Source organism: Prevotella multiformis DSM 16608 (genome assembly GCF_000191065.1).
In the GTDB taxonomy this organism is placed as follows: Bacteria; Bacteroidota; Bacteroidia; order Bacteroidales; family Bacteroidaceae; genus Prevotella; species Prevotella multiformis.
On the sequence record NZ_GL872282.1, the window covers coordinates 81803 to 108617 of the forward strand.

Genomic DNA, 26815 nt, shown 5'->3' on the forward strand with positions numbered 1-26815 from the left:
CATCCATCAGTTTCGCTGCAAAGTTAGTGTTTTTTTTGTTACTTTCAAAAAAAAGAATGTAAAAAAGTTCGCTGATTTCTACATAATCGAAAACTTTTTGTATATTTGCCAGAACAATATCAATACATACCGAGACATGACAGAAACCGAGCAGACCCAGCAGCAGATTGAACGTTTCCTGAAGAAAATCGCACAGAAATTCACGGCCGGCGGCTGTGACATGCCCATGACGGACATTCATCTGCGCGCCTCACAGGACAGTGGAGATCTTATGGCATTTGATGACAGCGACAACGAGATTACCCGTTGTGTCGTCAGTCAGTGGATTGACGACAAGAGCGACAATTTCTATCCGGAGGCGGCGGTCATCCTGCGTCAAGAGCTCAACCGCATCAAAGAGGTGACGGAGAATCTGTCGATCATGAAACCTTACAGCTTCCTGCTCGAGGATGATGACAAAAACAATGTCGCGGAACTGTATCTTGTAGACGACGATATGGCAATCTTAGGAGGCGACCTCATGCAGGGGCTGGACGAAGAACTTGACAGTTTCCTGGAAGATATTTTGAATCAGGAGAAATGAAGCAAAGGATCTTGAGGCTTCTCTTTTGCCTGGCGTGTCTTTCGGCGGTTCCCATGTCTGCACAGCGGCATGAAATACGGGATGCCCGAATCCGTTCTCTACAGGTAATTGCTGATGGAAGGTGGATGGAGCTGCCGGTCATGATGCTCAACACCGGAAAAATAAGCATCGATTTTGACGACCTCACGCACACTTACCGGCGGATGACTTACCGGCTGGAACATTGTGAAGCCGACTGGCAGCCCTCTACGGGTCTGTTCGACAGTGATGTTGCCAGCGGTTTCCTGTCAGGGAATACGATCGACAACGTCAAGGGCTCCGTGCTCACAAACACGTTATACACCCACTACCATCTGGATATTCCCAACGAAAAATGCAGTCCCAGGCTGTCTGGGAATTACAGGCTGTATGTGTACGATGATGAAACCCCTGATACCCCTCTGCTCACTGCCTGCTTTATGCTTTTAGAACCGGCAGACCGATCCATGGGGGTAAAACTGAATGTCACGACACATACGGACAAGACCATCAACGACAGACACCAGCAGTTGGAAATGCAGGTCGATTACGGTAACAACAGGGTCAACTATCCGCAGCAGCAGATCAAGACCGTTGTGATGCAGAACAGGAACTGGATAGATGCCCGATGGAACAGCAGGCCACAATATGTGATGGCGGATGGACTGCGCTGGAAGCACGCCCCCGATTATATTTTCCCGGCAGGCAACGAATACCGTAAATTCGAGATTCTCTCTACCGATGCCGCCTCGATGGGAATCGACAGGATAAGCTGGGACGGAAGCCACTTCCACGTCTATCCCTTCGCCGCATCACCGCTGTTGAATTACATCTATGACGAGGATGCCGACGGTGCCTTCCTCATTCGCAATTCAGACAATATGGACATAAACACCGCCAGTGATTATGTCTTTGTCCACTTCCGGCTCAGCACGCCGTCCCCCTACCCTTACGATATCTATCTCAATGGTGACTGGACGTATAGCCGCCTGCTGCCATCCTACAAGATGACTTATGATGCTGAAAAAAGATGTTATGAAGCGACAGTGCCTTTAAAATTCGGCTATTATAATTATCAATTCCTTGCAGTGGATGGACAAGGGGAAATCCTTCCTTTCAGTGTAGACAAAGGCCATTTTCAGACGGAAAACAGCTATCAGGCACTCATTTATTTCCGACCACAAGGAGGCAGGACAGACAGACTTGTAGCCTATGCCAATGTAAGATTCGTGAAAGGGTCGTTCTGACCGTTTCCACGGCGGACATATCTTCCTCTTGTGAACAGGTCAGCTTGCAGAGGCCTTGACGCACCTTGTCAGACTTCCTCTGCGCTCTTCCCCGTGCAAAACATCCACAAGGCCTTTTCATGGGGGTGCAAGAGCCGACCCTTGAAAGGGACTGGAATCTTTCGATACATCCATCCAAAACATCAGAAAAAGTGCATCAGAGAGCGGAACAGAACCGTCCTGCCCTCTGATGCACTTTTATTCTTGCACCCTTAGTCGTTCATCGACATCAGGAACTCGTCATTATCCTTTGTACGGGCCATGCGGTCATGGATAGAGTTCATCGCCTCAATAGAGTTCATATCGGCAATATACTTTCGAAGAATCCACATGCGGTCGAGTGTGGTGCGGTCCTGCAGAAGATCATCACGGCGTGTACTTGACGCAACCAGATTGACTGCGGGGAAGATACGCTTATTGCTGAGGCTGCGGTCAAGCTGCAGCTCCATGTTTCCTGTTCCCTTGAATTCCTCGAAGATGACTTCATCCATCTTGGAGCCCGTATCAATCAAAGCTGTCGCGATGATGGTCAGTGAGCCGCCCCCCTCTATGTTGCGGGCTGCTCCGAAAAACCGTTTCGGTTTTTGCAGCGCATTGGCATCGACACCACCTGTCAGTACCTTTCCGGAGGCTGGAGCCACCGTGTTGTAAGCACGTGCCAGACGCGTGATGGAGTCGAGGAAGATGACAACGTCATGTCCGCACTCAACCATACGCTTGGCTTTTTCCAATACGATGCCTGCAATCTTCACATGACGTTCTGCCGGTTCATCAAACGTAGAGGCAATGACCTCTGCATTGACTGTACGCGCCATGTCCGTAACCTCCTCGGGACGCTCGTCAATCAGGAGCATCATCAGGTATGCTTCCGGATGGTTGGCGGCAATGGCATTGGCAATATCCTTCATCAGGATGGTCTTTCCTGTCTTAGGCTGTGCAACGATCAGGGCACGCTGTCCTTTGCCGATAGGTGAGAAAAGATCCACAATCCGGGTAGACAAGTTCGTTGTATTCGGGTCGCCGCATAGCGAGAACTTCTCTTCCGGGAATAGCGGTGTAAGATGTTCGAAAGGAATACGGTCGCGGACTTCAGAAGGTTTCCTGCCGTTGATCTTGTCGATACTGGTCAGCGGGAAATACTTCTCTCCCTCGCGCGGCGGACGGACATGGCATTCCACCACGTCACCCGTCTTCAAGCCAAACTGCTTTATCTGGCTGTTGGCTATATAGACATCGTCCGGCGACGACAGATAGTTGTAATCACTCGAACGGAGGAAACCATAACCGTCCGGCATTATCTCGAGTACGCCATTCGCCTTGATAAGGTCGGAAAAATCATAGCTTTCCGTGTTGTCAGAGGCGGCCATGCTGTCGTACGAATGCATTGAGGACATCTGTGCAGGTGTCGTCGGCTGGTCGAACATATCGTAGTTCGGAACAATACCCTGATCCTCTATCGGTAAGTCGACAACAGGAATGAAGTCTGTTCCGTCACCCGGGTCTCCGCTCCAGACTCCCTCCGGACCGGCCGGTGAATTGGCTGTTTCATTATTCATATTGTGGGCATTCACTTTTTCTTTCAGCCGTGCAAGGAGTTCGTCCTTTCCATCGGTTTCTTCCTGTGACTGGCCGCCTGCAAACTGGTCTTCGGGAATGAAGTCCTCCGGGGCAGAAGGCTTGGCAGGTTCTTTCTGCTGCTCGGAATCATTCTGTCCGCCTTTCTCATCCCCCTGTTCGGCCTTTGCTTTGATGGCTGCCTCCGCAGCCGCAATGGCTTCCAGTTCGGCCTTCGACTTGCGGCCGCGATGTTTCGGAATGGAAGCCAGAATCTCTTCCGGTGTCATTTCCGATTTTTTGCTGCTCTGCTGTTCTGGAAGGTCCTTGAACAAGGTGGTCTGGACGGAAGCGCCGGCAGTCTTGTTCTTCTGCATGTCAAAGTTTTCTCCTTCCTCTCCATGCACCGAATAGACCCGGTCCGTATCTTTCCGCGCTATTCTCGTACGCTTGCGCTTTGACTCCAGTGGATGTGCCGTGCCCACCTCTTCTGCCTGACGATCAAGGATGGCGTAGACGAGTTTGTCCTTGTCATCACCTGGCGTATAGACGGCACCGGTTTTCTGGGCTATCGCTTCAAGCTCAGAAACGTCTTTGTCTAATAATTCTTCTTTGCTTAACATATATAATATGTATGGGAAATTACATCTGATAGCATTGATGTTTCATAAGCAGAAACATCCGTAAATGTGTCTTTTTGTGCCGCAAAGGTATAATAAAAATCTGAACCACACAAGAATTATCCTGTTTTTTTAAGACGACTCCATTGAGAAAGAGGGCTTTCGGCAAGGAGAAACGGTAGCTGACGGGGGGAAGTCCCCCTTACGGAAGATGAAACCTTCCACAGGCAGTCTCAGCCTTCTCCGCACACTTCCTGCCGCTCATCCACAAAGACTGCGATTCCCAGCGGCCGGGAATATGATTCCCAACGGCTGGGAACAGCGTTCCCAACGGCTGGGAATCCGAGTCCCAACCGCTGGGAACAAATCCGACCGTACGTGCAGCATGTATTTCCGTACGGTTGCGGGCATTACTGATGCTGCTCACGCAGCAGGTCGTTGACAGTCTTTACAGGATTGAATGTCCCAAGCGGCACTTCCACAAAGACAGTGTTCCAGTCGCTCATGGCTCCGTTCCACAGGCCTGGCAGTTCCAGCGCTTTCAGGTCGCGTCCGTTCTTTGACTTCGCACTGATGAATCCTGTTGACTTGTCTACATAGGCCGTCAGGTTGAAAGCTTCGCCTTTGTAGTTCCTAATGGCACACACGAGATCTACCGGGTTGAAGTGCGTCCCCTCCGTGAACATTCTCATGGAAGCCTCGTCCTTCTTGTCGATCTGCGAACTCTCGAGTATCTGAAGGCTGACCGTGCCATCCTCGTTGTAAGCCCGGAACGGACCTCCTCCCGGTTCGCCCACATTCTTCACCATGCCGCATACCCGCATCGGCCGGTTCAGCTTCTTGTAGAGATATGCAGCCAGTGCAGCATCATCGAGATCCGAAATGTCCTGCTTCTTGCAGAAAAGCGCATTCTGTACGAAGCCGGCCATCTCCTCCAGTTCCGCATGGCTGCAGGTTCCTCCGTCCAGTTTCCGGAGGTAGTCAAAAGCCCGTTTCTGCAGTGCGACGAGTCTCCCTGCAAGAACCATCTTCCAATCAACGGATAAATCCTTCAGTCTGTCGGGAACGACATTGTCAATGTTCTTGATGAAAACGATTTCCGCCTCCAGATCGTTCAGGTTCTCTATCAAGGCTCCGTGTCCGCCCGGACGGAACAGCAGCGAACCGTCTTCGTTGCGGAAAGGGGTGTTGTCGAGGTTTACCGCAATGGTGTCTGTGCTGGGCTTCTGTTCTGAGAACGTGACGTCGAACCCGATTCCGAATTTCGCCTCGTATTCCGACTGTTTCTCCGCTACCTTCTGCTTGAAGAGGTGCAGGTGTTCATGCGATACGGTGAAGTGTACATGCGCCTTCCTGCCGCTCTCCGCATAGCGTGCGGCTTCCACCAGGTGTTCTTCCATGGGCGTGCGCGCCCCATCCCCGTAAGAATGGAACAGGAGCAAGCCCTTCGGAAGCTGCCCGTAGTTCAGTCCCTCTTTGTTCAATAAGGCGGCGACGACGGCCTTGTAACGCCCTTCCGCCATCAGACTGTCCACGCTCTTGCCTTCCAGTTGCAGGCATTTGTCCGACAATTCCTCAAAGAAAGCAAAATGATGGATATTCGCAAAGAACTCCTTTTCAAAGTCGCTCGCAGGTATCTCGTGATCCCCATTGAGGAAAGCGAAGAGATTCTTGAACATACGGCTGGCTGCACCTGATGCCGGGACGAACTTGACCACCCGGTGTCCAGCCGACTGGTATTCTTTCCATTCCCGGCAGGCCTCCTCGCAGGCTGTCTCGTCCAGCACCTCGACACCTTTTCCCGGGGTGGCGGCACCTTCCAGTTTCAGAAAAGGAAATCCCCGTCTGAACTCTTCGAGCTGGCGGTTGATCTGCTCCTCGCTTATCCCTTTCTCAAGAATCTGTCTTAGGTCTTCTTTATTCAACATAATCGGTAAAGTATTAAAAAGATTGTTTTGTAAATGCAAAAATAACGAATTAAATTGGAAAGAAGAAACTAATTGTCACTTTTATTTCCGATTATATCGTTTTTCTTTGTACCTTTGTCCATGAACTATAAACGGAATGTTGCCTATGGAGGAGAAATTCATTTATACGGATGAAGAGAAGGAGAGGTCTGAACAGATACTTACGGAATTGCAGGATACCCTTGGACAGTCGTTTCTCGAAAACGACCTGCCGAAGCTGCGCAATCATTTGAGCAGGTCGATTGCAGCCAATGCCATCCGACGTAATGTCTTCGGACTGAATCCCATCCTTTGCGCACTGCAGACAGCCGCTATCGCCGTCAAGGATATTGGGCTGAAGCGCGATTCTGTTCTTGCAATTCTCCTGCATCAGAGCGTCCAGGACGGTAATCTGACGCTTGAGGAGATTGACAGCCGGTTTGGAGAGGGAGTCTCAAAGATCATTCACGGACTGATCCGTATCCGGATGCTATACCAGAAGACCCCTGTCATAGAGAGTGAGAACTTCCGGAATCTTCTGCTTTCTTTTGCGGAGGACATGCGTGTCATCCTGATTATGATCGCCGACCGTGTCAATCTCATGCGGCAGATCCGTGATGTCGAAAACAAGGAGGCGCAGCGCAGCGTGTCCGAAGAGGCAAGCTATCTTTATGCCCCTTTGGCACACAAGCTGGGACTGTACCAGCTGAAAAGCGAGCTGGAGGATCTCTCCCTGAAATACCTCGAGCATGACGCATACTACCTTATAAAAGACAAGCTGAATGCCACCAAGGCGGCCCGCGATGCGTATATCAGCAGCTTCATCACCCCTGTCAGCGAACATCTGAAGGCGGCTGGGCTGAAGTTCCATATCAAAGGACGGACAAAGTCCATCCACTCTATCTGGCAGAAGATGAAGAAGCAGAAGTGCGGGTTTGAAGGTATCTACGACCTTTTCGCCATCCGTATCATTCTCGACTCCCCGGCAGACAAGGAGAAGATGCAGTGCTGGCAGGCCTATTCCATCGTGACGGATATGTATCAGCCCAATCCGAAGCGGCTGCGGGACTGGCTTTCTGTGCCGAAATCCAACGGTTATGAGTGTCTGCACATTACGGTTCTCGGCCCGGACAAGAAATGGGTGGAAGTACAGATACGTACAGAACGCATGGACGAGATTGCCGAGCACGGTCTGGCTGCCCACTGGCGGTACAAGGGGGTGAAGGCGGAAGGCGGCATGGACGACTGGCTGGCTTCCATCCGTGCGGCTCTTGAAGCCGGAGACAACCTTGAGGTGATGGATCAGTTCAAGTCTGATCTTTACGAAAAGGAGATCTATGTCTTCACCCCCAAGGGTGACCTGCTGAAATTCCCCAAGGGAGTAACCGTACTCGACTTCGCCTATCACATTCATTCCAAGATCGGCAATCAGTGTGTGGGAGGGAAAATCAATGGCAAGAACGTGTCCTTCCGTACCGAGCTGCACAGTGGCGATACGGTGGAAATCCTCACGTCAACGACACAGAAGCCCAAGCAGGAGTGGCTCAACATCTGCAAATCGTCACGGGCAAAGGCCAAGATTCGTCTGGCACTGAAAGAAACGCAGGTCAAGGACGGACTCTATGCCAAGGAACTCCTCGAACGGCGGTTCAAGAACAAGAAGATAGACATAGAAGAGGCGACCATGGGGCATCTTCTGCGAAAGATGGGATTCAAGGAAGTGTCTGAGTTCTATAAGCAGATCGCCGAGGAAAAGCTCGATCCCAACTACATCATCGAGGAATATCAGAAGGTCTACAACCACGACCACAATCTCAATCAGCCCAAAGAGGCTGAAAGTGCGGAGAACTTTGAATTTGAGAACCCGTCGACCGAGTTCCTGAAGAAGAACGATGATGTACTTGTCATCGACCAGAACTTGAAGGGGCTGGACTTCTCGCTTGCCAAATGCTGCCATCCGATCTATGGCGATCCCGTCTTCGGGTTTGTGACCGTCAGCGGAGGTATCAAAATCCACCGCTGTGACTGCCCCAATGCACCGGAGATGCGTAAGCGTTTCGGTTATCGGATAGTCAAGGCACGCTGGAGCGGAAAAGGCACGTCCCAGTATGCCATCACCCTGCGGGTCATCGGAAATGATGATATAGGGATTGTAAGCAATATTTCGAACATCATTTCCAAAGACGAGAAAATCGTCATGCGTTCCATCAACATCGATTCGCATGACGGACTGTTCTCCGGCAACCTTGTCGTTCTGCTTGACGACAATTCAAAACTGAATATGCTCATCAAAAAGCTTAGGACGGTAAAAGGTGTCAAAGAGGTCGTGAGGATATGATCTCCCGCTTTGAACGTGCATCAACCTGTCCTCGGGACTGCAGGATGAAGCGTGTCGGATTTTTCTAAAGAAAGAGACCGCAGCCACGTTTCATGTCATCCGACCTTGAGACAACAACAGGACAGCCCTTATATGACGAATCGCATATAAGGGCTGTTTCCTGTTTATCCAATTACTTGGACAGCAACATGAAAGAATGTCTAAGCAATTGCCAATAGTGCCGACAGTCTTTTTGCTTGGGTGTATATCCACTACATGAAAGGGGAGGCACCGCCGGTTGTATTCCATCGGATGGGAGTGAATTGTCTGATTCCAATGCAAAGCCGATCTCCTTTGATCCGGATCTTTCATTTTCCGGCATCTTGCATAAGGCAAAGAACGACATCTTATTCTATTCCACCAGACTCAACATCAGAAAACAGTCTGTCTCTGAAATGTTGTATCTGTTCAATATGCCGGCATCATTACGGAACTCTTCCAGAAGTTGGTCGCGACTGTTCTTGCTCCTTGTCATCCATTCTCGGAACAGTTCGGCTGCACGCCGTGTGTTTCCCTGTGCCCATTGGCAATAACCGGCATTGAGATAATCCTCACAGGTCGGCGTGGCTGCAAGAAGCCTGTCATAGATCTTCGATGCTTTCTCAAGGCAGTTGTCTGACAGCATCGCCCAGGCAAGTACACGTTTCACGTTCTCGTCATCGGGATACTGATAGTCGAGGCGGAAAAGGTCGTCACGAATCTCATTTGCCCTGTCCAACTTCAACAGCGCCACACAGCGGTTTAAAGTATAGTTCTTATGCGCCGGATCGAGTTTCAATAAATGGGCATAGACCTTTTCCGCCGTGCTGTAATCTTCACAGGCAAGTGCCGCCCGCGCCTTCCCTTTCAATGCCCACAGATTGTCAGATTCATGCTGCAGCGCCTTGTCAAAGAACTGATAAGCCGCCTCCGGCCTGCCGATGTTGATATTTGTATAGCCCAGAAGAATCGCATAGCGCGGATCATCGCTCTGGAAGGTCGTGAGCAGTTCGGCAAGCTGGGTGAACCGATGATGCCTGTAAAGGTGTAATGCCATGCGCAGTTTGACCTCATCGAGCCCTGTCCCCATGAATGTCTTGTAGGTAAAAAAGAAAGTGTCTCCCATGAAGTTGCCCTTTCCGTTATCCACGAAAGGATTGATGAAATCATCTGCTGTACGATAGAGACGGAAAAAACGATAGAGATCCTGCAGATAAGTACGTCGAATAGCAACCGCATCCTGTGGATCATCTGTTGATGCAAGGGATCCCAGGGCCGCTTCAGAGCCCATTACTTCTTTCATGTTGGCAGGTAACTGGTTGATGACGTGCTCCAGAGCGAGTGCAAAAGAATACTTGTCCGAATCGCAGAAGTTACCTTTGTCCATGAGAATCTGTAGAAACTGTGAGTCTCCCAAACGCTGTGTCGTCGTGCGCAAGGCCGGATGCTCCAAATAGAAGGGTGTAAACCAGTTTACCATATCCCTGAAGAATGGAAAACGTTTCATCTGTCTGAAACCGCCGAAATAGATATCCGATCCCTGCTTCTGCATCTCCATCATCCGGCGTACCTTTTCTTCCATCTGTTCCATGCGTTTGTCTTCCGCATCCTGATGCAGGACATGCTCGATACTGTCGTCTTCCTTCTCGATGATACCGAGCCGGCCGATGGCAAGATTGGAACTGCGCATGAGGTCGGGCATGATGTCACGCTGGATCTTGTCATTATCTTTCTCGGCATCCTGACTATAAAAGAACTGGATCTGGAGCGTCAACAGTTCGTGGGTGACGGCTGGATCCTGACAGAGTTCACGCACAAGCGACTCCTGTTCGGGAAAAATATCCATTCCTTCAAAGACCGACAGCACCCAGCCAACCAATGCGCGCTGGCGGACAGACTCGTCGGTGGAACGCCGGTAGACAGAGACAAGCGTCTTGAACTTATTGACATCAAACAGGTTCATGGCTCCCATGCTGATGGCGCTCACGATGATCTGCTGGTCGCTGGAAACAATCGTCGGAGAAAGCAGCAGGTCGGTATAGAAGGCACTGTCTTCATCCGTCCATTGACAGGAGGTCCACAGCGCATTGAAAAGGCGGTCGACAAACTGGTGATGACGGTCGTAGAGTTCGTTCTTCCTCCGTTCCCGCTCAGCCCCAGACCGTAATGACAGCATTGCGATTTCCGACACGAAGGCCTCCAGAACCGTCCGGATAAGGTCGTGGCTCATGTTCAGATGGTCACTTGTCCGAAAAGCATCAATATATGCGCCGGTATTCTTGCACCGCCAGCTGATTTCGAGATTGGCAGTGACCCGATAGAGCCGCTGCAGTAAAGCCCGATAGAGCGACTCGCGTTGACGGTCCGGATAGCCCTTTCCCATGTAGTCTACCATCAGCTGGTAATCAGTTCGAATGGAGTCGAACTCTCTATGCCCTATGAGGGATGGATGCTGGATGTACAGCTGTTCTAATACTTCAATGGCTTTTCCCAGCCATTTGTCCATCAAAAGGTTAACCGCTTTGCTTAGAATATCCTCTACGTTCACCGTCTTGTGCTTTTATTACTAATATCCAGTTCTGTTCTTACTTTCCGCTCGTCAGGAAATTATGAACCATGAGCAGATCCGATCGTCGGGGCGGCCCGATCTTCGTGTACTTGATGTCAGGCAGCGCACGTACCGTAGCATCGTCCACTTTCATGTACTTCTTTATCAGATCGGCATAATATTTCACGCCCTTTTTGTTAATCTGATCTACCGCCTTGTCGTACGCCTCGGCAAAAGCCGCTTCTTCGGTCTGGCGACGAACCTTATCCATCACGGCCACCACTCCGAGGTGTACGCCGGCATCTGCCGAACTGAAGATAACGTTGTTGTCAGCCTGCAAGGCCTTTGCAGCCTGCGGTTCGGCAAGCCAGTAGGCATCAATCTCGTGGTTCTGCAACATACGCAGCCGTACCATCACATCATTGATCTGTACACGGAATACCTGATACTTGGGCTTGCCTTTCCGTACTGCCAGATTGGTCAGCAGGTCGGTTGCTGAATATCGGGTCATTGCGACAATCTTGTCACTGAGGTCAGACAGCTTCTTCAGCTTGGAGCCGTGGTCTGCTATCAGCTGCCAGTCGAGATTCGTATCCGTCAGATAGTGCATCAGCACTTTCCGCTTGTGCTTCAACCGTTCTGTACGAACGAGATCGGTGAAAGCCGCCTGAACACTCCCGCCGGCCATTGCCGTATCGCAGTCCATCTGGGCATTGAATCTGCAAAGTCTGACATCTACTTTAGCAGAATCATACAGAAGGCTGTCTTTCAACAGGTAAGCAGGAAGACAGTCCATTGTCGGCATCACAGCGATCTTGTAAGCCTTCTGATAAGCTTCCTGCTCTGCAAGTCTCTGTGCCAGCCGCTCTGCCTGCCGTTCCTTGTCGCTCTTGCCACAGCCGGCAAAAATGAGTACAAAGAGTATGGATAGGGAATTGATAAGTTTCATATAGTTGCAAATTTAAGAATAAATTTTGGAACTAAAAAAAACTTATTACTTTTGTCCTACTTATGGCAAAAGACAAAATTGCTTATGTCTGCAGCAACTGCGGACAGGAAAGTGCGAAATGGATAGGCAAATGCCCCAGCTGCGGGCAATGGAACACATTTAAGGAAATCCGTATTGCCGCCGATACGGGCACCCAGGCAGCCCGGCATGCCGCTACGTCGCTGCGCAACAAGGGGACAGGCGGTGCGGTCTCTGTGCTGGCCAATAAACCCCAGCGGCTGCGTGACGTGTCTTCGCACGATGAACCGCGGCTGGACCTGCATGACGGAGAGCTGAACAGAGTGCTGGGGGGAGGACTGGTTCCGGGAAGCATCGTTTTGCTGGGCGGCGAACCCGGTATCGGAAAGAGTACGCTGACCCTCCAGACAATCCTCCACATGACGCAGCGTGTACTCTATGTCAGTGGCGAGGAAAGCCCCCATCAGATAAAGATGCGTGCCGAACGCATAACGAAGGATATTGCTGAAAACGTCATCATCCTGTCAGAAACATCACTTGAACATATCTTCGAGCACATTCGGGACGTACAGCCGGATCTGGTGGTCGTGGATTCCATCCAGACCATCTCAACAGAAGATGTGGACAGCAGTCCGGGGAGCATCACGCAGGTACGTGAATGTGCGTCCGCACTGTTGCGCTTTGCCAAGACGAGCGGTGTGCCCGTGATACTCATCGGGCATATCAACAAGGAAGGAAGCATTGCGGGGCCGAAGATACTGGAGCATATCGTTGATACCGTCATTCAGTTTGAAGGCGACCAGCATTATATGTATCGCATACTCCGCAGCATCAAGAACCGTTTCGGTTCGACTTCCGAGTTAGGTATTTATGAAATGGAGCAGCAGGGATTACGACAGGTGAGCAATCCTTCCGAACTGCTGCTTGCAGAAGACCATGAGGGACTGTCAGGGGTGGCTATTTCAAGTACTATTGAAGGAATCAGACCTTTTCTTGTTGAGACACAGGCTCTTGTGTCTTCTGCTGCATACGGAACTCCACAACGTTCAGCAACGGGATTTGACCAGCGCAGACTGAACATGCTGCTTGCCGTACTGGAAAAACGGGTGGGCTTCAAACTTATGCAGAAAGACGTGTTCCTGAACATTGCCGGCGGACTCCGTGTGACGGACATGGCCATGGACTTGAGTGTCATAGCCGCCGTCCTCTCATCGAATGTTGACACACCGATAGAACAAGGATGGTGTATGTGCGGTGAGGTGGGACTTAGCGGCGAGGTGCGTCCGGTAAGCCGGATAGAGCAGCGTATAGCTGAAGCCGAAAAGCTGGGGTTCAGTCATATCATTCTCCCGAAGTACAACCTGTCTGGGCTCAAGGGGAAATACAAGATACAGCTCCATCCCGTCAGAAAGGTGGAAGAAGCTCTCCGGGCATTGTTCGGTTGATGGCCGGATAAGGTTAGGAAACCGTGCGGCAGCAGGCAGGAAAATATCCGTTTCTTACGTTGCCTACTCATTGATATAGGCACGGATGGCATCAGCCCAGACTTCATAGCCTTTGGCAGTCAGATGAAGTCCGTCACGACAGCAGTCCTCACGCATGGTCTTGGAACGATCCCCAAGGAGCGGAGTATAGAGATCGATGAAGGTGAGGGAATGGCGGATACAATAGTCCTCCAGCCTGTGGTTCAGCTGGATGATCATGTCCTCTTTTCCTTTCAGGAGCTTCCAGACACCGACACGTTCATTCAGCGGCAGGAGACTTTGCACATAGATCCGCGTGTCCGGATTGTTCCTGCGGATTGTTTCGATGACACGGACGATCCCTTGAAAGGTACGATCAACGGTCCATCCATGACTCAGGTCGTTTGTTCCGCACTCAAAGAATATCTTGCTGGGCTTATACGGCAACACCTGATTGAGGCGGTTGAGGATGCCCCTGCTGTCGTCTCCGATGATTCCGCGGTTGACGATCTTCGCCACATCCGGGAAAAAACGATTCCAGTCCTCCCCATACTCGGAGTGGCTGTCACCCAACATGATGATTGCCCCATCAGGTAACCTCCCCTCCCTCTGAAACTGCCTTACCTTTGCATCATAATGTTTTGTCCCATGATACATCACTTTCTGAGCCTGTACAGAAAGGAGAGTCAAGAGGAAAGAGAGAGATAGAAAGCGTAGTCTCATCATGCCTGAATTTGTCTTATAGTAAAGTTATTTCTATGCAAAAGTAAACAAAAAGGGGCAGACTGGGAAAGAAAAGTCCGGTTATCTATCCTGAAGGACAGATAGCCGGACTTTCTCATAAGGATTTTCCTAAATCATCTGTGTTCTCCGTCAATTCAATCTGCGCATGACTTTGCGGAGATAAGCCTGTGTCTTCGAAACGCTATAGCGGATGCCCCCGCTCCATAAGCGAATAGCCTTCTCTATGCTGTTCAACGGATTGTGAAAGCCCTGGATAATGACGAACATCTCCTTTGATTTGGAAGCACTGAAACGATCGGAGAGCGAATAACGCTTCTTGCTGCCAGAACTCTTGAGGATGTTGTTGCATTCTTTCACCAGTACAGGCGAAATCTGCAGCACACCCACATAAGAGCCATTGACAGCCGCAGCATTTCCCTTGCTTTCAATCTGGATGATAGCATTCATCACGGGTTCCCAGTCGAAGCCGTCATCTTTGGCAGATACTTCAACGTGTGAAGCAAAAATCATTAAGAAACAAATACTTACTACTTTTAAAATTCTCATCATTAAATCTTTTCCGAAGCCTTGGAAAGTGCTTCAAACAGCTGCTTTCTACGGCGTGTTCCTATGTGAGAATGAGTTACCACCACGCCTCGGCTTCATGTTAATGTTGCAAATGTACGAAAAATATACCTGTAAACCAACCATTTAAGAATAATTATATAAAGTTTGAAATGAATTTAGATTCTCAGAAAGGATGTGAACTCGCAGCTGTTTGAGGTCATAGGCAGCTTTTTCGAGGCCATACCTGATAATTTGCAGCAGTGGAAAAGAATGCGTAACTTTGTCCTGAAAATCGGCAAACAAGACAACAGGACAAGGAAAGAAAACAGGACTTGAGAAAGACCACCCGATTTGATCGGGCTGCGGGGGGCGGACGCAAGTCTCCTCCTGCCCAAAGCGGTCGCAAAGGCAGCTGCCTCAGACCGCTGCACCTCTTCCGTGAAGGTCGGCCGGTCTCTCTTGCTGTATGGCATGATGACGCCAGGAATGAACCCGGCCTCTTTCCAATGTGCCGATGCCCGACACCGGGCGTATTGATGGCCCACACGCTTACAATCTGTCGCCCATATGGAAAGCAAAGCTATGCGCGTGAAAGGAAAAGCTGATGATGCCACATAAAACAAAATGAGACAAAGCGTTGGCCGTATTCCTGTCAACGACAGAGCAATGTGAGATTTTCAGGACATGCCTTGATAGAATCAAAGTTAGAAAAGATGGTGAAACGAAGAAGAAAACGTAACAACAGGAAATATAAGAACGGAAAGCTGTGGCGGTTGGCGGGCTGTGGCCTGGCTGCTCTGACCATGCTTCTGATCATAGACCTCAAACCATGGCACAGACCGCATGCGACAGTCAGCGACAAATGGCCCTATCACGACATGACGGAAGGGGAATACGCCAAAGACTTTGACGGCCTTGACATCTCCCGACATCAAGGAAGGATACACTGGGATGAGCTGGTAGATGAGAATCCGCAGCTGCAATTTGTTTACATAAAGGCGACGGAGGGAAGTTCAATGGCAGACCCTTTCTATAAACAGAATTTTGAAGAAGCGAAAAGAAAGAGGCTGCTTGTCGGTTCCTACCACTTCCTTACTCGCCGTACATCGATGTCCGAGCAGGTTGATAATTTTCTGTCACATATTGATTTGGACAGGCAGGATCTGCTGCTGCTCGTCGACATAGAAAAAGACGGTACACGGGGCTGGAACCGCAGACTCATCCAGAAGAACCTTGCAGAGTTTATCCGCCTGGTAAAGGACCGTACAGGTCATGCACCTATGATTTATACCAATGAAGTGTACTACCATCAGAATCTCTATCCGGACTTCAACCGTTATCACCTGTTCATTGCAAACTATAACGTCTCTCCTGAACTACTTGGTGCAAAGCATGATATATGGCAATCAAGCAAGCGTGGAAGAGTACGTGGCATCTGGACCTATGTAGATATAGACCGGCTGCGGGAGGGGGTATCGGTAGATGCTATCAAGATGCCTTGACCCCTATTCCCCCTCACGGTAAGTTGCTGTTGTCAACGATGACCACTGCCTTTCCTTACCCGTCAGCCTCTGGCATCACCCGTCACCGTCAGTTTCCACCAGCCGGCTTTACCCGATGACCTTAAATCTGGCGAACTTCAGCAGGAGCTGCTTTCTCCCGGCATTACGGAACTCGACGGTTGCCTTTGCATTCTCACCTGTACCCTCGAGCCCCAAGACTTTACCGATGCCGAACCGCTGATGTTCAATGGTCATCCCCACACGAAGCCCGGACGTTGAGGCCGAGGCGGAATCTGCTGCACTGGAAGAAGAAGCTGGGAGTGTCCTTCCCCCATTTGTCATTGCAGAAGAAAGCCGCTTGAAGTTGCCTCCTTCGCAGAGAATCCTGCGCTTTGTACGCTCGGACAGGGGATCAACTGCCGCCTCCGGCCGCTTCCGTTCCGTAATCTTCGGTTTCGGATCAGCACGGAACTGGCTGGCTACCGGGTTCGCATTCTGCCATCGAGCCCCCATCTGTCTGTATTCCTGTCCCCATGGACGACTGCCCGTATAGGGCCGGTTAGGTTCATATTCACGTGTACTTCCGCCACTCCGCTTACATGGATCATCATCCCAAGGCATTTTCTGCCGTTGAGTTCTAAAGACATCGGAACCATTGTTCTCCTCCTGAAGCAGTGAAGCATCTATATCGTCCAGGAAACGGCTGGGATCATCAACCTGCATCGTCCCGTACCGGAAACGATTCCTGGCGTTTGTCAGAATACAATGCCGTTCCGCACGTGTAATGGCCACATAAAGCAGCCGACGCTCCTCTTCCACCTCGCGTCTCGAACCGGATGCCATCGGACTCGGAAAGACGTTCTCCTCCAGTCCGACGACAAATACAGTGGGAAATTCCAGTCCCTTCGCTGCATGAATCGTCATCAGGGTCACTTTGGGCGTGTCGTCGTCTTTTTTGTCAGCGTCAGTATACAAAGCCACTTCCTGAAGATAGTCGGTCAAATAAACGTTCTCTTCCCGGCCTTCCTCCCGGCCGATGTCGACAAAATCCTGCATAGCCGACATGAACTCTTCCAGATTCTCACGCCGTGCCAGATCTTCCGGGTCTCTCCCCGAACGAATATCTGCACCGATGCCGCTTTCCTCTATGATTTCACTCCCCAGCTCATAGGCGTCAGTCAGTGCCGCCTTTTTTATAAATCCACTGATCAACGTCTTGAAAGCAAGGAGCTTCGTCAATGTCCCCTTGTTGACATTCAGTCCGTATCCAATCGGGTTGAGGATTGTCTCCCACAGCGAGACAGCATGGTGCTGGGCACAGTCGACGATCTTCTGGACCGTCGTGCTGCCGATTCCGCGTGCCGGATAATTGATGATCCTCCGGAAAGCCTCTTCGTCATCAGGATTGGCAACCAGACGGAAATAGGCGATGATGTCCTTGATTTCCTTTCTCTGATAGAAAGACAGTCCACCGATGATTTTATAGGGTATCCCTTGCTTGCGGAACTCATCTTCAAAAGGACGGCTCTGCGCATTCGTCCGATAGAGGATGGCAAAGCTGCCATAATCACATCGTTCATCACGTTTGATACGCCTCAGCTCACCGGCCACGACCATCGCCTCTTCCCGGTCGCTGTAACAGGGCTTGTAAAGCACCTTATGTCCTTCGCCCTCTTCTGAATAGACCTCCTTGGGAATCTGCCGCTCATTGTGTTTCATCAGCGAGTTCGCAGCCTGCACGATAAGCTGTGTGGACCTGTAATTCCGCTCCAGCTTGAAAAGTCTTGCATCGGTGAACTTCTCTCTGAAGTCAAGGATGTTGTCGATATTCGCCCCGCGGAAAGAATAGATGCTCTGGTAGTCATCGCCCACGACACAGACGCGGCGGTGTGTATTCGCCAGCTGGCTGATGATGCTCACCTGGGCAAAGTTGGTGTCCTGGTACTCGTCTACAAGAATATACTCAAAGAGCTGTCCATACTTTTTCCTTACATCCACGTGGTCGCGGAAAAGAAGATAAGTATACAGCAGAATGTCATCAAAGTCCATGGCGTTCGCCTGCCGGCATCTCGCCTCGTAAGCCTTGTAGATCTGATAGACTGCCGGCATACGGACAATCCTGTCCCGATTGAGTGCAGCACGGTCTTCTGCATATTCAGAAGCCGTTATGAGGCGGTTCTTTGCCATGGAGATGAAGTTATGAACCGCTGCCGGCTTATAGGTCTTCTCATCGAGTCCCAAGGCTTTTACAATGCTCTTGATGAGTGAACGTGAATCGGTCTCATCATAGATGGTAAAATTGTGTCCGAATCCTATCAGTTCGCCTTCACTACGAAGGATACGGGCAAAGATGGAGTGGAAAGTGCCCATGTATAGCCGTCGTGCCTCACCTGCCGTCGTGATCTGCGCTATTCGTTCTTTCATCTCCTTCGCCGCCTTGTTCGTGAACGTAAGCGCAAGGATATTCCAGGGTTTCAGCCCTTTCTCGAGCAGATAAGCTATCTTATACGTAAGTACACGGGTCTTGCCGGATCCGGCACCGGCAATCACCAGTGAGGGACCTGCACAATATTCTACTGCTTTGCGCTGGCTTTCATTCAAAGCGCTGAGGAGTTCTTCTTCCCTTTCTTGATGATCCATTTTGCTTTTTCAGGAGATAATCTTTATTCGGTCATTAAACAGAATGGCAGAACAATATGCCTTTCTGCATTATTCATGTTCCTCGGGAAAAGGAGCGATAAAAGTCATCTGATGTTCGATCTGTCCGGTCCGTTTACGCATATAGGGACCCGGTGTCTTGGAAGAGAATCGGCGTGGATTGGGCAAGGTAGCCGCTATAAGCGCACAGTCGCGCCGATCCAGCTGTATGGCCTCCATCCCGAAATTCTGTTTGGCACAGGCTTCTACACCATAGATACCATCGCCCATCTCAATTGAGTTCAGATAAACTTCCATAATGCGTTGCTTGCTCCACAAGGTCTCTATGAGGAATGTGAAATAAGCCTCCAGCCCCTTCCTCACCCACGAACGTCCCTGCCATAGAAAGACATTCTTTGCCGTCTGCTGCGAAATAGTCGAACCGCCACGCAGTTTCTTGCCTTTCTTCAGATGCTCCTCCGCCGCCATCTCTATAGCCTGGTAGTCAAATCCGTGATGGATCAGAAACCGTTGGTCTTCACTTGCCATCACGGCTACCGGCATCGACTTCGGCATCTTTTCCAGAGGAATCCAGTCATGATAGAGTTTGACGGACTCCCCCTTCCCTATCTGCTCAAAGCAGCGGCTGATCATCAGAGGAGTAAAATACACAGGGACGAAGCGATAGGCCACTACCGTCAATATTGTGGAAATAAAGGTCAGGACAAATACCCACCTTATCACTTTAAGAACCTTCTTAACCATAGGGAATGAATTTCTGTCTGCAAAGTTACTAAATCTTATCGGATGGCAAGCAGGCAGGAATGGATTTTTCTACACAAGGCAGACATCCATCATCAGCCTCAGGTCCGTCTGATATTGGACGCCTGCAGCAAAAGCCAGATCAACCCGTTTAAGAGAGTTCTTCCGTTAAATACATAGATTGGACATGGATAAAGGCTTATGCACTTGCAGGGTATGGCTGTCCAGGATCAGAGGGGCTTCAAAGGAGGATAAACTACAAGATAAAATGCAGAAAAGGAAAATTGATACGATGCCTGTCCATCAGCCTGTCTTTCCGTCTTCTACAACCAACTTATTCCCACATCATCGGTGTTTGTAAACTGTTTTCATGCAACCCAAGCTGACATATGCCCTTCTGGCTTCTGAAAGATGCCTGATTGACTTGCAACAGATGCTCTTTTAGCGTGTTACCAACGTCCTTTTGAAGACCAATTAAGCGCCTTTTACAAACGACTTAATAACCAATTGATTGACTGTTGGTTACAAACCTACTTTCTGCACGTTTCTTTTATATTTGCAGATGATTTGTTTGGGATTATGTAATGACTTTTAAGAATCTCATCTGTCTTTTCACCATATTAAATTGAAAAGACTTTTATATCGGAGGATGATAACAGGATAGCCAGCTGACGGTCTTGGCTGTGTTTTTGTTGAATGAATCACTTCGGTTCTTCCGTTAAAGCCATACGAAAAGCATCCAAGCATTTAACGGAAGAACCTTTCAAAAGAAGGAAATCCAGCAATTTTTTGGGGATTGTACAAAAGCAGGAACCGGCCGGTTTTATCCGTACATCCGTCCTTTCCGTCCTCATTGAAAGTGCCCGATGGCCTGCCAAAGTGCGTCATCAGGCAAAGGAGACTCTACACAGATGTTCTCTTTGGAAACGGGATGGACGAACTCTACGCGATGACTCAGCAGACTGATACTGCCGTCAGGATTGGAACGGGGTGCTCCGTATTTCAGATCCCCCTTTATGGGACTGTCAATATTGGACAGCTGGCAGCGGATCTGATGATGGCGGCCTGTCATGAGGTTGATTTCCAGCAGCGTGTACCGGTCAGACCGGTTGATGGTCTTATAATGCAAGACAGACTTCTTGGCGGTCGGAATCTGGTGGTTATAAGCATAGCTTTTGTTCTGCCGCTCATTGCGCACAAGCCAGTCGGTCAATGTCGCCTCCGGATCGAGAGGAGGACGTGTGACAATCGCCCAATAAGTCTTGTGGATCTCGCCATTGCGGAACATATTGTTCAGACGCGTCAGTGCCTTTGAGGTTTTCGCAAAGACAACCAGCCCCGATACAGGACGGTCAAGCCTGTGAACGACCCCAAGAAAGACATTACCGGGTTTCTGGTACTTCTCTTTTATCCATCGCCTGACGATCTCTGAAAGCGGCTCATCACCGGACTTGTCTGCCTGGACGATTTCGCCCGGCTCCTTGTAGACAATGATAATGTGGTTATCTTCGTAAAGTACTTGCATAGTATAGTAAGGAAAAAGGGAATCTCCCCCTGCTCCTCCATCAAGGAAAGATAGCTGACGGAAACGGATTCCCACCGGACATCATAAGCCCCTGTCCCGGGACAGCAAGGGAGATTCTGACATTGAGCTTCCCCCTTCCCATAACAGGAAAGGGGAAACGGAATTACATATTCATACCACCGTCAACCTGGATAACCTGACCGGATACGTAGCTTGACAGGTCGGAAGCGAGATAGACAGCCGTATTGGCAATATCATCGACCGTACCGCCACGGCGAAGCGGAATCTTGGAAATCCATTCCTTGCGGATGTTCTGCGGCAAGGCCTGTGTCATAGCGGTGTCGATGAAACCGGGAGCAATGGCATTGGCACGGATGCCCTTGGGACCCATCTCCTGACCGATGCTCTTTGCCAAAGCGATAAGGCCGGCCTTCGAAGCTGCATAGTTGGCCTGACCGGCATTGCCATGTACCCCTACCACACTTGCCATGTTGATGATGCTTCCGCTGCGCTGCCGCATCATCACCGGGATACAGGCATGGATGAAATTGAAGGCACTCTTCAGGTTTACAGCAATGACGGCATCCCACTGCTGCTCGGTCATACGGAGCATGAGACCGTCCTTCGTGATTCCGGCATTATTGACAAGGATGTCGATAGAACCAAACTCTTCCTTGACCAGACCGACAACCTCTTCCGTCTGTGCGAAGTCGGCGGCATTGCTTGCATAGCCCTTGGCCTTTACGCCTTTTGCAGCGATTTCCGCCTCGGTAGCCTTGCCGTTCTCGTCGATGACAAGGTCGGTGAATGCAATATTTGCACCTTCTTCTGCGAACCTCAATGCGATAGCCTTGCCGATACCGCGTGCAGCACCTGTAATGAGGGCTGTCTTTCCTTCCAATAATTTCATGTTGTTTTGATTTATACTGTTAGTTCCTATATTTGTTATGTTGATTTCTGATGATTGCCAGACCGGTACACTTCAGATAGAACGTACCTGCAAGGAGACCTCTTCCTGTACCGTGCCAGCGGACAAGACGGACTACTTCAGCCCGCTTTTGCCCAATGCACCATATACGACCTTGGCAACCAAGGGACGGGAGGACTCTTCCGTCAGTCCGTGTCCGAGGCGGCCATAGATGAACGGCACCTCTAGCCCCTTGATGCAATAATGTGTGATGTCTGCGACCAGTTCGACATTGTCAATATCAAACTCACCGTCTTCCTTGGCATCCGCATAGACCTTGCGGAAGAGTTCGATTTCGTCTTCATCAAAGTTCTTGCGGACCTTCTCGACCATCCATATATTCCGGAAGAACTCCGCACGCAGATTGCCGTTGCGCATCACGGTCTCCTTGATCATGCTGAGATGTGTGTATATCAGCTCAATGATTTTGTCCTGCGGACTGATCTTCTTCGCGGCTACCTCGTCCAGTTTGTCCGACAACCGTTCCAGCTCCGACTCTATGACGGCATAATATACGTCATCCTTGCTCTTGAAGTAAGTATAGAGCGTACGCCTTCCCTTTTCCGAAGCCTTCGCTATATCGTTCATTGTCGTGTTGGCAATGCCGTTCTTTGCAAAGAGCTGGCGTGCCACATCAACAAGTTTCTGTCTGGTTTTCGATATTGACATACCTTTGTTATTCCTCTGTTATACGATTTGCACATCGCAAATATCATGTGCAAAATTATATATTATCTTGCAGACTTACAAATTTAGAGAGGAAAAGTTTGATATTATTTAATCTTTTTATCCTGTCGGTTGTTCTATTTCTCTATTTTCTGATGTCGTTTTTCCTTTCCCCTCGAAGTGTCCTGACCCGAGACGGGAAGCCCTCCCGGGCACAGAAGCCCCCCTCTTCCCGCCCGCCAGACAGGACGGTTCACCGTATCCGTGCAATCCGAATACCGATACTTGAAGGATGCGACATCATATAATGGTAGAAAGTCTCTACGGGCTCTATTACCTGACGGCCGTTCTGTTCAAGACTCGATGCGTTCAGCATATGCAGTCCGTCCCTATGCCAGACCGCAAAGCCAAGATGCGTGGTGTCCAGTTCACGTTTGCTGGTTACAATGGCAATTATGTCTCCGTCACGGACCACCGTTTTGAGCAGCCCGCTGTTTCCCAGCTGGCTCTTGGGAATATAACGTATCCTCGTTCCATTGCTTGCATCCTCCAGTTTCTTCAGTCCGGCGACACGCTCCGGACTGTTTTTCAGCATATCGTATGCCGGTGCATTCAGGGTCATGTAGTTGATCTTCAGAGTCTGGACAGCTGTAAAAGGAGGAACGGGGGTATTGATTTCCGCAATGAATCCCATGCGGACATTGTCCTCCAGCCACCAGTGGAAATAATGCAGACGGTTCAGGTATCCGGTCTTCCCGCCTCGATAACGTATCTGCTCCAACTGATGTACGAAGTCGGAAAAACGGATTTCATCTCTTTCTATACACAAAACCAACGCAGTTACAGTCTCTATGAAGGTGGTGCAGTCCAGTCCGTGCAGATTAACCACCAGCTTCTCATCTGTATTCCGGTCCAGTGTATGTGCCACGTACGGTGTGCCGACAAAAATCCTGGCAACTTTCAAGATGAGCTGCCCGTGAGAAAGCCGGCGCCGCAGAGGGACGGTTTCCCGCAGAATCCTGCACACCAGCATACTGTCAGCCTTTGAAAATCTGTCAACATAGGTCGGCAGCGTGTCGCTCGCAGTCATCTTTCTGTCTGAAGCGGTGTATGACCGCTGCCGTATCAGGTCTGTTGTGTCGGCTGTTACAGTCTGCTGTTCCTGCCTGCTCTTCGCTCCGCATGCGGTCAGGACAAACAGGGGCGGAAAGATAAAGATATACTTCAGTTTCATTCTCATAATCAATGATCATACTAACTTTTACAAATTGTTAAATACGATTCGGAAACAGCTTCAGAATCAGTGCATTCGTTGAGCTTAAATCGCACGGTGTTCTGTGTGCAGATTCTCTTAAACAGGCCGTTCCTTACAGTGTCCGGAAAGACATGCCCTCTACCTCCAACTGGCTGCGTTGATTTTCAGCAGCGTGCAGCACGCCTTTGTCACGAAACAATGGTTCCGTACCGGCAGCAGACCGCAATGGTGTTGACGCCCAGCACGCATGGTGTCCACCAACAGAACAGGTGGTGACAGGCATCCGCACGAAAGCCGGAGGTGGTGACTTCCCGGTCAATGGAATCTTTATAAGCAAGCGGCTGATGACAGGCGGATGGGAAATGTCCACCGGACAGCGATATCCCTGGAGTCCTGTTGCACGGCCTTCTACTTCATCTTCCTCCTGCCAAAATTGAAGCCGGCATACAGATTCACGTTCCCGAAGAAATTGTTGGTTGAGAACTTGCTTCGCCGGTAATTATAGGCATGGAAGACTGCGCTCATGCCCGCATACCATCTGCTGTTGTTCCATACAAGTCCGAAACGTCCGATGCCGTCAAAATTGATGTTGTTGAACTTGAAGTCGCTGAAAGAGAAACTGCGGTGTGTGACATCGCCCGTACTCCGCTTATACGCCAGTGCCATGGAGAGCGAACCCGCCAGCAGCCAGTTATGGGCAAACACCCAGTTGTAGGCATATCCTCCGCTGACCGAAACATCCGTGTATTTCACCTGACTGAACATCAGCGTACTGTCGATCGGCGTGTCGTCCAGCCGGCTGCCCATCCGGTCGGCAACGATCCTGCCCAGTTCCTCCCAGTCTACATCCAGACTGTGGCGGGTATATCCGATGCCGATCAGCGGGCTTCCCGCCGAATGGCGTTGTATCGTGCTCTGGCTGAAGGCCGCCGGATAAGAAAAGCGTCGGTGGTTGAAGATATAATACAGATTGAAGCCTTTGATGGTGGAGGTCAACCCGCCGAAGCCGCAGCCACGGACAGCATCCGTATCAACCTTCCTGCCCAGATACAACTGTCTGATTTTGTAATCATTTCCCGTCTTTCGATAATAGATGTCAAGCCCTATCATCGAACTGTACAGGCTCAGATCATATTCCTGCCGGGGGCTGTCGTTTCTATGCCAGAAGTCCAGATGCTTGATGTCAAGCGTATAGCCGAGGAAGATCCACCGCCAGCCGAAATACGGTCCGACACGGACCGTAGCCTCGGGGGCAAAGGTGATGCTCTGTCCGCTCGAACTGCTCAGGCGGTACACCTCATACGTGTTCGTGTTCTGCAGCATAAAGGCGAAGTTGTACCGTTGCGGTTCTATGTAAGCAGTGTCAATCTCGTTGAATTTATGTACAAACCGGCTTTCTTTGTTGTGATGGTGTCCGGACCGGTGTGCCGTCGTTTCTCTGCGCATCCATCTCACGGAATCCAAAGCCTGCCAGCCGACGGTTCGCAGCCTTCCACTGTCTGTCCTCTGCGTCGTACAGTCGGACGACATCCGCATGGAAACGGCATGCAAAGTGTTTTCTTCCGCTACAAGAAGGAGAACGAAAAGACAGATCCTGTGGATTAAGGGCTGCTTCATCGTGAATTGACAGATCGAGAACAAATTTTCCAGACAGGCCATCATATTTTCCCAAGAACACGGTCCATCACCCAGTTTGTCGGCGTTGCACTGACACTTGTACAGTCGCAGGCGCCATATCCCTGCATGTCCTCAATGACCGACTTGATGATCGGAAGCTGCACATAGGGAGGATTGGGCACTTCCATTTCCTTCACCCCCTCACTGGTGCAAAGCCGGATAGGTGAATATGTGTAGACCGAGAACGACAGCCTGCCTTTGGAGCCGTAGATTTCTATGCGGTCCTCGCGTGCGCTCTCATGGGCTGCAAAGCACCAGGCGCCGCTCCCAGTCAGTCCGTTCTCGAAGCGGAACACAGCATTCACAGTGTCCTCCACATTATACAACCCGACACGATTGGCGGTATAGCCGTGCGCCTTCACGATGACGCCGAAGAGCGTCTGCAGAAGGTCGAGCTGGTGAGGGGCGAGGTCGTAGAAATACCCTCCGCCGGAGATGTGCGACTGCAGCCGCCACGGCAGCTGCGTGTTCTGTTCGTAGTCCAGGTCGCGGGGCGGGACGGCAAAACGCACTTGCACCGTGAGGATTTTGCCCAGTTCGCCTGCGTCTACAATCTCCTTCACCCGTTTGAAATAAGGTAGATAGCGGCGGTAGTAAGCCACAAAACAGGGTACACCGGTCTGTTCAGATATTCGGTTGATACGCACACAGTCTTCATACGAGGCCGCCAGCGGCTTCTCTATATAGCATGGTTTTCCGGCGCGCATCGCCATAATGGCGAAGGTGGCATGGGCAGAGGGAGGGGTGGCAATGTAGAGGGCATTGACATCCGCATCGTCCACCAGTGCCTGCGCATCTGTGTACCAGCGTTGGATGCCATGACGTTCAGCGTATGAACGGGCTTTCAGCTCGCTGCGGCTGAACACGGCGACGACATGCGAACCCATCACCTCATTGAAGGCAGGCCCGGACTTTTTTTCCGTTACTTCTCCACAACCTATGAATCCCCAGTTGATCTGTTTCATTTTTACACATTGTCTTTTGCAGAATAGCAGGAATCGTGGCAGGAAAACATGACCACTGTCCACACCGAATCATCCTGTCTACTGCAAAATTACAAAAAACCACCAACTTACCATTACTAACAATTAACTTTTTATGAGCTTTCACCTAAAGAAAAAAACATTTTCTTGATTCCACAGGCTTGTAAATCACACTTTTTATGTAAATTTGCAGTAATTTACAGACACATA

19 protein-coding genes are annotated in these 26815 nt (G+C 50.2%); 5 read left to right on the forward strand and 14 right to left on the reverse strand.

What is annotated here, in order from left to right; genetic code table 11:
• The first annotated feature begins 136 nt into the window (after positions 1 to 136).
• Together HMPREF9141_RS00385 and HMPREF9141_RS00390 are read left to right on the forward strand one after the other, a co-directional pair.
• Complete coding sequence (locus tag HMPREF9141_RS00385) at positions 137 to 583, forward strand: hypothetical protein (RefSeq protein ID WP_007366377.1); 447 nt, start codon at positions 137 to 139, stop codon at positions 581 to 583.
• Complete coding sequence (locus HMPREF9141_RS00390) at positions 580 to 1848, forward strand: type IX secretion system plug protein (RefSeq protein WP_007366378.1); 1269 nt, start codon at positions 580 to 582, stop codon at positions 1846 to 1848. Before HMPREF9141_RS00385 ends, HMPREF9141_RS00390 begins: the two co-directional genes overlap by 4 nt.
• 251 nt (positions 1849 to 2099) lie before the next feature.
• Here HMPREF9141_RS00390 and rho read toward each other — a convergent pair whose 3' ends face one another.
• Both rho and HMPREF9141_RS00400 read right to left on the reverse strand, forming a co-directional pair.
• Positions 2100 to 4064 carry a transcription termination factor Rho gene (rho, locus tag HMPREF9141_RS00395; protein ID WP_007366379.1) on the reverse strand — a complete coding sequence of 655 codons (1965 nt, stop codon included), beginning with the start codon at positions 4062 to 4064 and terminating at the stop codon, positions 2100 to 2102.
• 407 nt (positions 4065 to 4471) lie between these two features.
• Entirely contained in the window at positions 4472 to 5989 is a 1518-nt protein-coding gene (locus tag HMPREF9141_RS00400; RefSeq protein WP_007366382.1) for a DUF4301 family protein, read from the reverse strand.
• A 145-nt stretch (positions 5990 to 6134) separates the two neighbouring features.
• Between HMPREF9141_RS00400 and HMPREF9141_RS00405 the strand changes: the two genes are divergently transcribed.
• The gene (locus tag HMPREF9141_RS00405; RefSeq protein ID WP_040554107.1) at positions 6135 to 8345 is read left to right on the forward strand and encodes a RelA/SpoT family protein; all 2211 of its coding nucleotides are present in this window, start codon (positions 6135 to 6137) and stop codon (positions 8343 to 8345) included.
• Between the two features lie 391 nt (positions 8346 to 8736).
• Here HMPREF9141_RS00405 and HMPREF9141_RS00410 read toward each other — a convergent pair whose 3' ends face one another.
• Entirely contained in the window at positions 8737 to 10869 is a 2133-nt protein-coding gene (locus HMPREF9141_RS00410; protein ID WP_050788032.1) for a tetratricopeptide repeat protein, read from the reverse strand.
• A 79-nt stretch (positions 10870 to 10948) separates the two neighbouring features.
• Positions 10949 to 11860 (reverse strand): ABC transporter substrate-binding protein, encoded by a 912-nt coding sequence (locus HMPREF9141_RS00415; RefSeq protein WP_007366385.1) that lies wholly within the window; start codon positions 11858 to 11860, stop codon positions 10949 to 10951.
• Positions 11861 to 11922: 62 nt separating this feature from the next.
• Here HMPREF9141_RS00415 and radA point away from each other — a divergent pair, with 62 nt between their 5' ends.
• Positions 11923 to 13323, forward strand: a complete 1401-nt coding sequence (radA, locus tag HMPREF9141_RS00420) for a DNA repair protein RadA (RefSeq protein ID WP_007366386.1) — start codon at positions 11923 to 11925, stop codon at positions 13321 to 13323.
• A gap of 63 nt (positions 13324 to 13386) precedes the next feature.
• Here the strand turns inward: radA and HMPREF9141_RS00425 are convergent, their stop codons facing one another.
• Positions 13387 to 14067, reverse strand: coding sequence for a GDSL-type esterase/lipase family protein (locus HMPREF9141_RS00425; protein WP_040554108.1), 681 nt, complete (start codon positions 14065 to 14067; stop codon positions 13387 to 13389).
• 147 nt (positions 14068 to 14214) lie between these two features.
• Entirely contained in the window at positions 14215 to 14634 is a 420-nt protein-coding gene (locus HMPREF9141_RS00430) for a hypothetical protein (protein WP_007366388.1), read from the reverse strand.
• Positions 14635 to 15344: 710 nt separating this feature from the next.
• Between HMPREF9141_RS00430 and HMPREF9141_RS00435 the strand changes: the two genes are divergently transcribed.
• A complete protein-coding gene (locus HMPREF9141_RS00435) occupies positions 15345 to 16133 on the forward strand; it encodes a glycoside hydrolase family 25 protein (RefSeq protein WP_007366390.1) in 789 nt (262 codons plus the stop codon).
• Positions 16134 to 16241: 108 nt separating this feature from the next.
• Here HMPREF9141_RS00435 and HMPREF9141_RS00440 read toward each other — a convergent pair whose 3' ends face one another.
• The 8 genes from HMPREF9141_RS00440 to HMPREF9141_RS00475 form a co-directional block, all read right to left on the reverse strand.
• Positions 16242 to 18773: an ATP-dependent helicase gene (locus HMPREF9141_RS00440; protein WP_007366391.1), complete on the reverse strand. Its 2532-nt coding sequence runs from the start codon at positions 18771 to 18773 to the stop codon at positions 16242 to 16244.
• Between the two features lie 69 nt (positions 18774 to 18842).
• Positions 18843 to 19535 (reverse strand): monofunctional biosynthetic peptidoglycan transglycosylase, encoded by a 693-nt coding sequence (gene mtgA / locus HMPREF9141_RS00445; protein ID WP_007366392.1) that lies wholly within the window; start codon positions 19533 to 19535, stop codon positions 18843 to 18845.
• Positions 19536 to 20382: 847 nt separating this feature from the next.
• On the reverse strand, positions 20383 to 21057 hold the full coding sequence (locus HMPREF9141_RS00450; RefSeq protein WP_040554109.1) for an RluA family pseudouridine synthase: 675 nt from the start codon (positions 21055 to 21057) through the stop codon (positions 20383 to 20385).
• A gap of 163 nt (positions 21058 to 21220) precedes the next feature.
• Positions 21221 to 21967 carry a 3-oxoacyl-[acyl-carrier-protein] reductase gene (gene fabG / locus HMPREF9141_RS00455; RefSeq protein WP_007366394.1) on the reverse strand — a complete coding sequence of 249 codons (747 nt, stop codon included), beginning with the start codon at positions 21965 to 21967 and terminating at the stop codon, positions 21221 to 21223.
• A 132-nt stretch (positions 21968 to 22099) separates the two neighbouring features.
• Positions 22100 to 22693 (reverse strand): TetR/AcrR family transcriptional regulator, encoded by a 594-nt coding sequence (locus HMPREF9141_RS00460; RefSeq protein ID WP_007366395.1) that lies wholly within the window; start codon positions 22691 to 22693, stop codon positions 22100 to 22102.
• Positions 22694 to 22943: 250 nt separating this feature from the next.
• The gene (locus HMPREF9141_RS00465; protein WP_040554110.1) at positions 22944 to 23924 is read right to left on the reverse strand and encodes an N-acetylmuramoyl-L-alanine amidase-like domain-containing protein; all 981 of its coding nucleotides are present in this window, start codon (positions 23922 to 23924) and stop codon (positions 22944 to 22946) included.
• Positions 23925 to 24353: 429 nt separating this feature from the next.
• Positions 24354 to 25562, reverse strand: a complete 1209-nt coding sequence (locus tag HMPREF9141_RS00470; protein WP_040554111.1) for a DUF4421 domain-containing protein — start codon at positions 25560 to 25562, stop codon at positions 24354 to 24356.
• A gap of 41 nt (positions 25563 to 25603) precedes the next feature.
• Entirely contained in the window at positions 25604 to 26587 is a 984-nt protein-coding gene (locus HMPREF9141_RS00475) for a Gfo/Idh/MocA family protein (RefSeq protein ID WP_007366399.1), read from the reverse strand.
• Positions 26588 to 26815: the final 228 nt, after the last annotated feature.

Coding starts and splice junctions, on each gene's coding strand:
- HMPREF9141_RS00460 (WP_007366395.1), bottom strand. CDS start 22,693: ATGTCAATATCGAAAACCAGACAGAAACTTGTTGATGTGGCACGCCAG.
- HMPREF9141_RS00435 (WP_007366390.1), top strand. CDS start 15,345: ATGGTGAAACGAAGAAGAAAACGTAACAACAGGAAATATAAGAACGGA.
- HMPREF9141_RS00470 (WP_040554111.1), bottom strand. CDS start 25,562: ATGAAGCAGCCCTTAATCCACAGGATCTGTCTTTTCGTTCTCCTTCTT.
- HMPREF9141_RS00400 (WP_007366382.1), bottom strand. CDS start 5,989: ATGTTGAATAAAGAAGACCTAAGACAGATTCTTGAGAAAGGGATAAGC.
- rho (WP_007366379.1), bottom strand. CDS start 4,064: ATGTTAAGCAAAGAAGAATTATTAGACAAAGACGTTTCTGAGCTTGAA.
- HMPREF9141_RS00415 (WP_007366385.1), bottom strand. CDS start 11,860: ATGAAACTTATCAATTCCCTATCCATACTCTTTGTACTCATTTTTGCC.
- HMPREF9141_RS00425 (WP_040554108.1), bottom strand. CDS start 14,067: ATGATGAGACTACGCTTTCTATCTCTCTCTTTCCTCTTGACTCTCCTT.
- radA (WP_007366386.1), top strand. CDS start 11,923: ATGGCAAAAGACAAAATTGCTTATGTCTGCAGCAACTGCGGACAGGAA.
- HMPREF9141_RS00465 (WP_040554110.1), bottom strand. CDS start 23,924: ATGAAACTGAAGTATATCTTTATCTTTCCGCCCCTGTTTGTCCTGACC.
- HMPREF9141_RS00405 (WP_040554107.1), top strand. CDS start 6,135: ATGGAGGAGAAATTCATTTATACGGATGAAGAGAAGGAGAGGTCTGAA.
- HMPREF9141_RS00440 (WP_007366391.1), bottom strand. CDS start 18,773: ATGGATCATCAAGAAAGGGAAGAAGAACTCCTCAGCGCTTTGAATGAA.
- HMPREF9141_RS00475 (WP_007366399.1), bottom strand. CDS start 26,587: ATGAAACAGATCAACTGGGGATTCATAGGTTGTGGAGAAGTAACGGAA.
- HMPREF9141_RS00390 (WP_007366378.1), top strand. CDS start 580: ATGAAGCAAAGGATCTTGAGGCTTCTCTTTTGCCTGGCGTGTCTTTCG.
- HMPREF9141_RS00450 (WP_040554109.1), bottom strand. CDS start 21,057: ATGCAAGTACTTTACGAAGATAACCACATTATCATTGTCTACAAGGAG.
- mtgA (WP_007366392.1), bottom strand. CDS start 19,535: ATGGTTAAGAAGGTTCTTAAAGTGATAAGGTGGGTATTTGTCCTGACC.
- HMPREF9141_RS00410 (WP_050788032.1), bottom strand. CDS start 10,869: ATGGACAAATGGCTGGGAAAAGCCATTGAAGTATTAGAACAGCTGTAC.
- HMPREF9141_RS00385 (WP_007366377.1), top strand. CDS start 137: ATGACAGAAACCGAGCAGACCCAGCAGCAGATTGAACGTTTCCTGAAG.
- HMPREF9141_RS00430 (WP_007366388.1), bottom strand. CDS start 14,634: ATGATGAGAATTTTAAAAGTAGTAAGTATTTGTTTCTTAATGATTTTT.
- fabG (WP_007366394.1), bottom strand. CDS start 21,967: ATGAAATTATTGGAAGGAAAGACAGCCCTCATTACAGGTGCTGCACGC.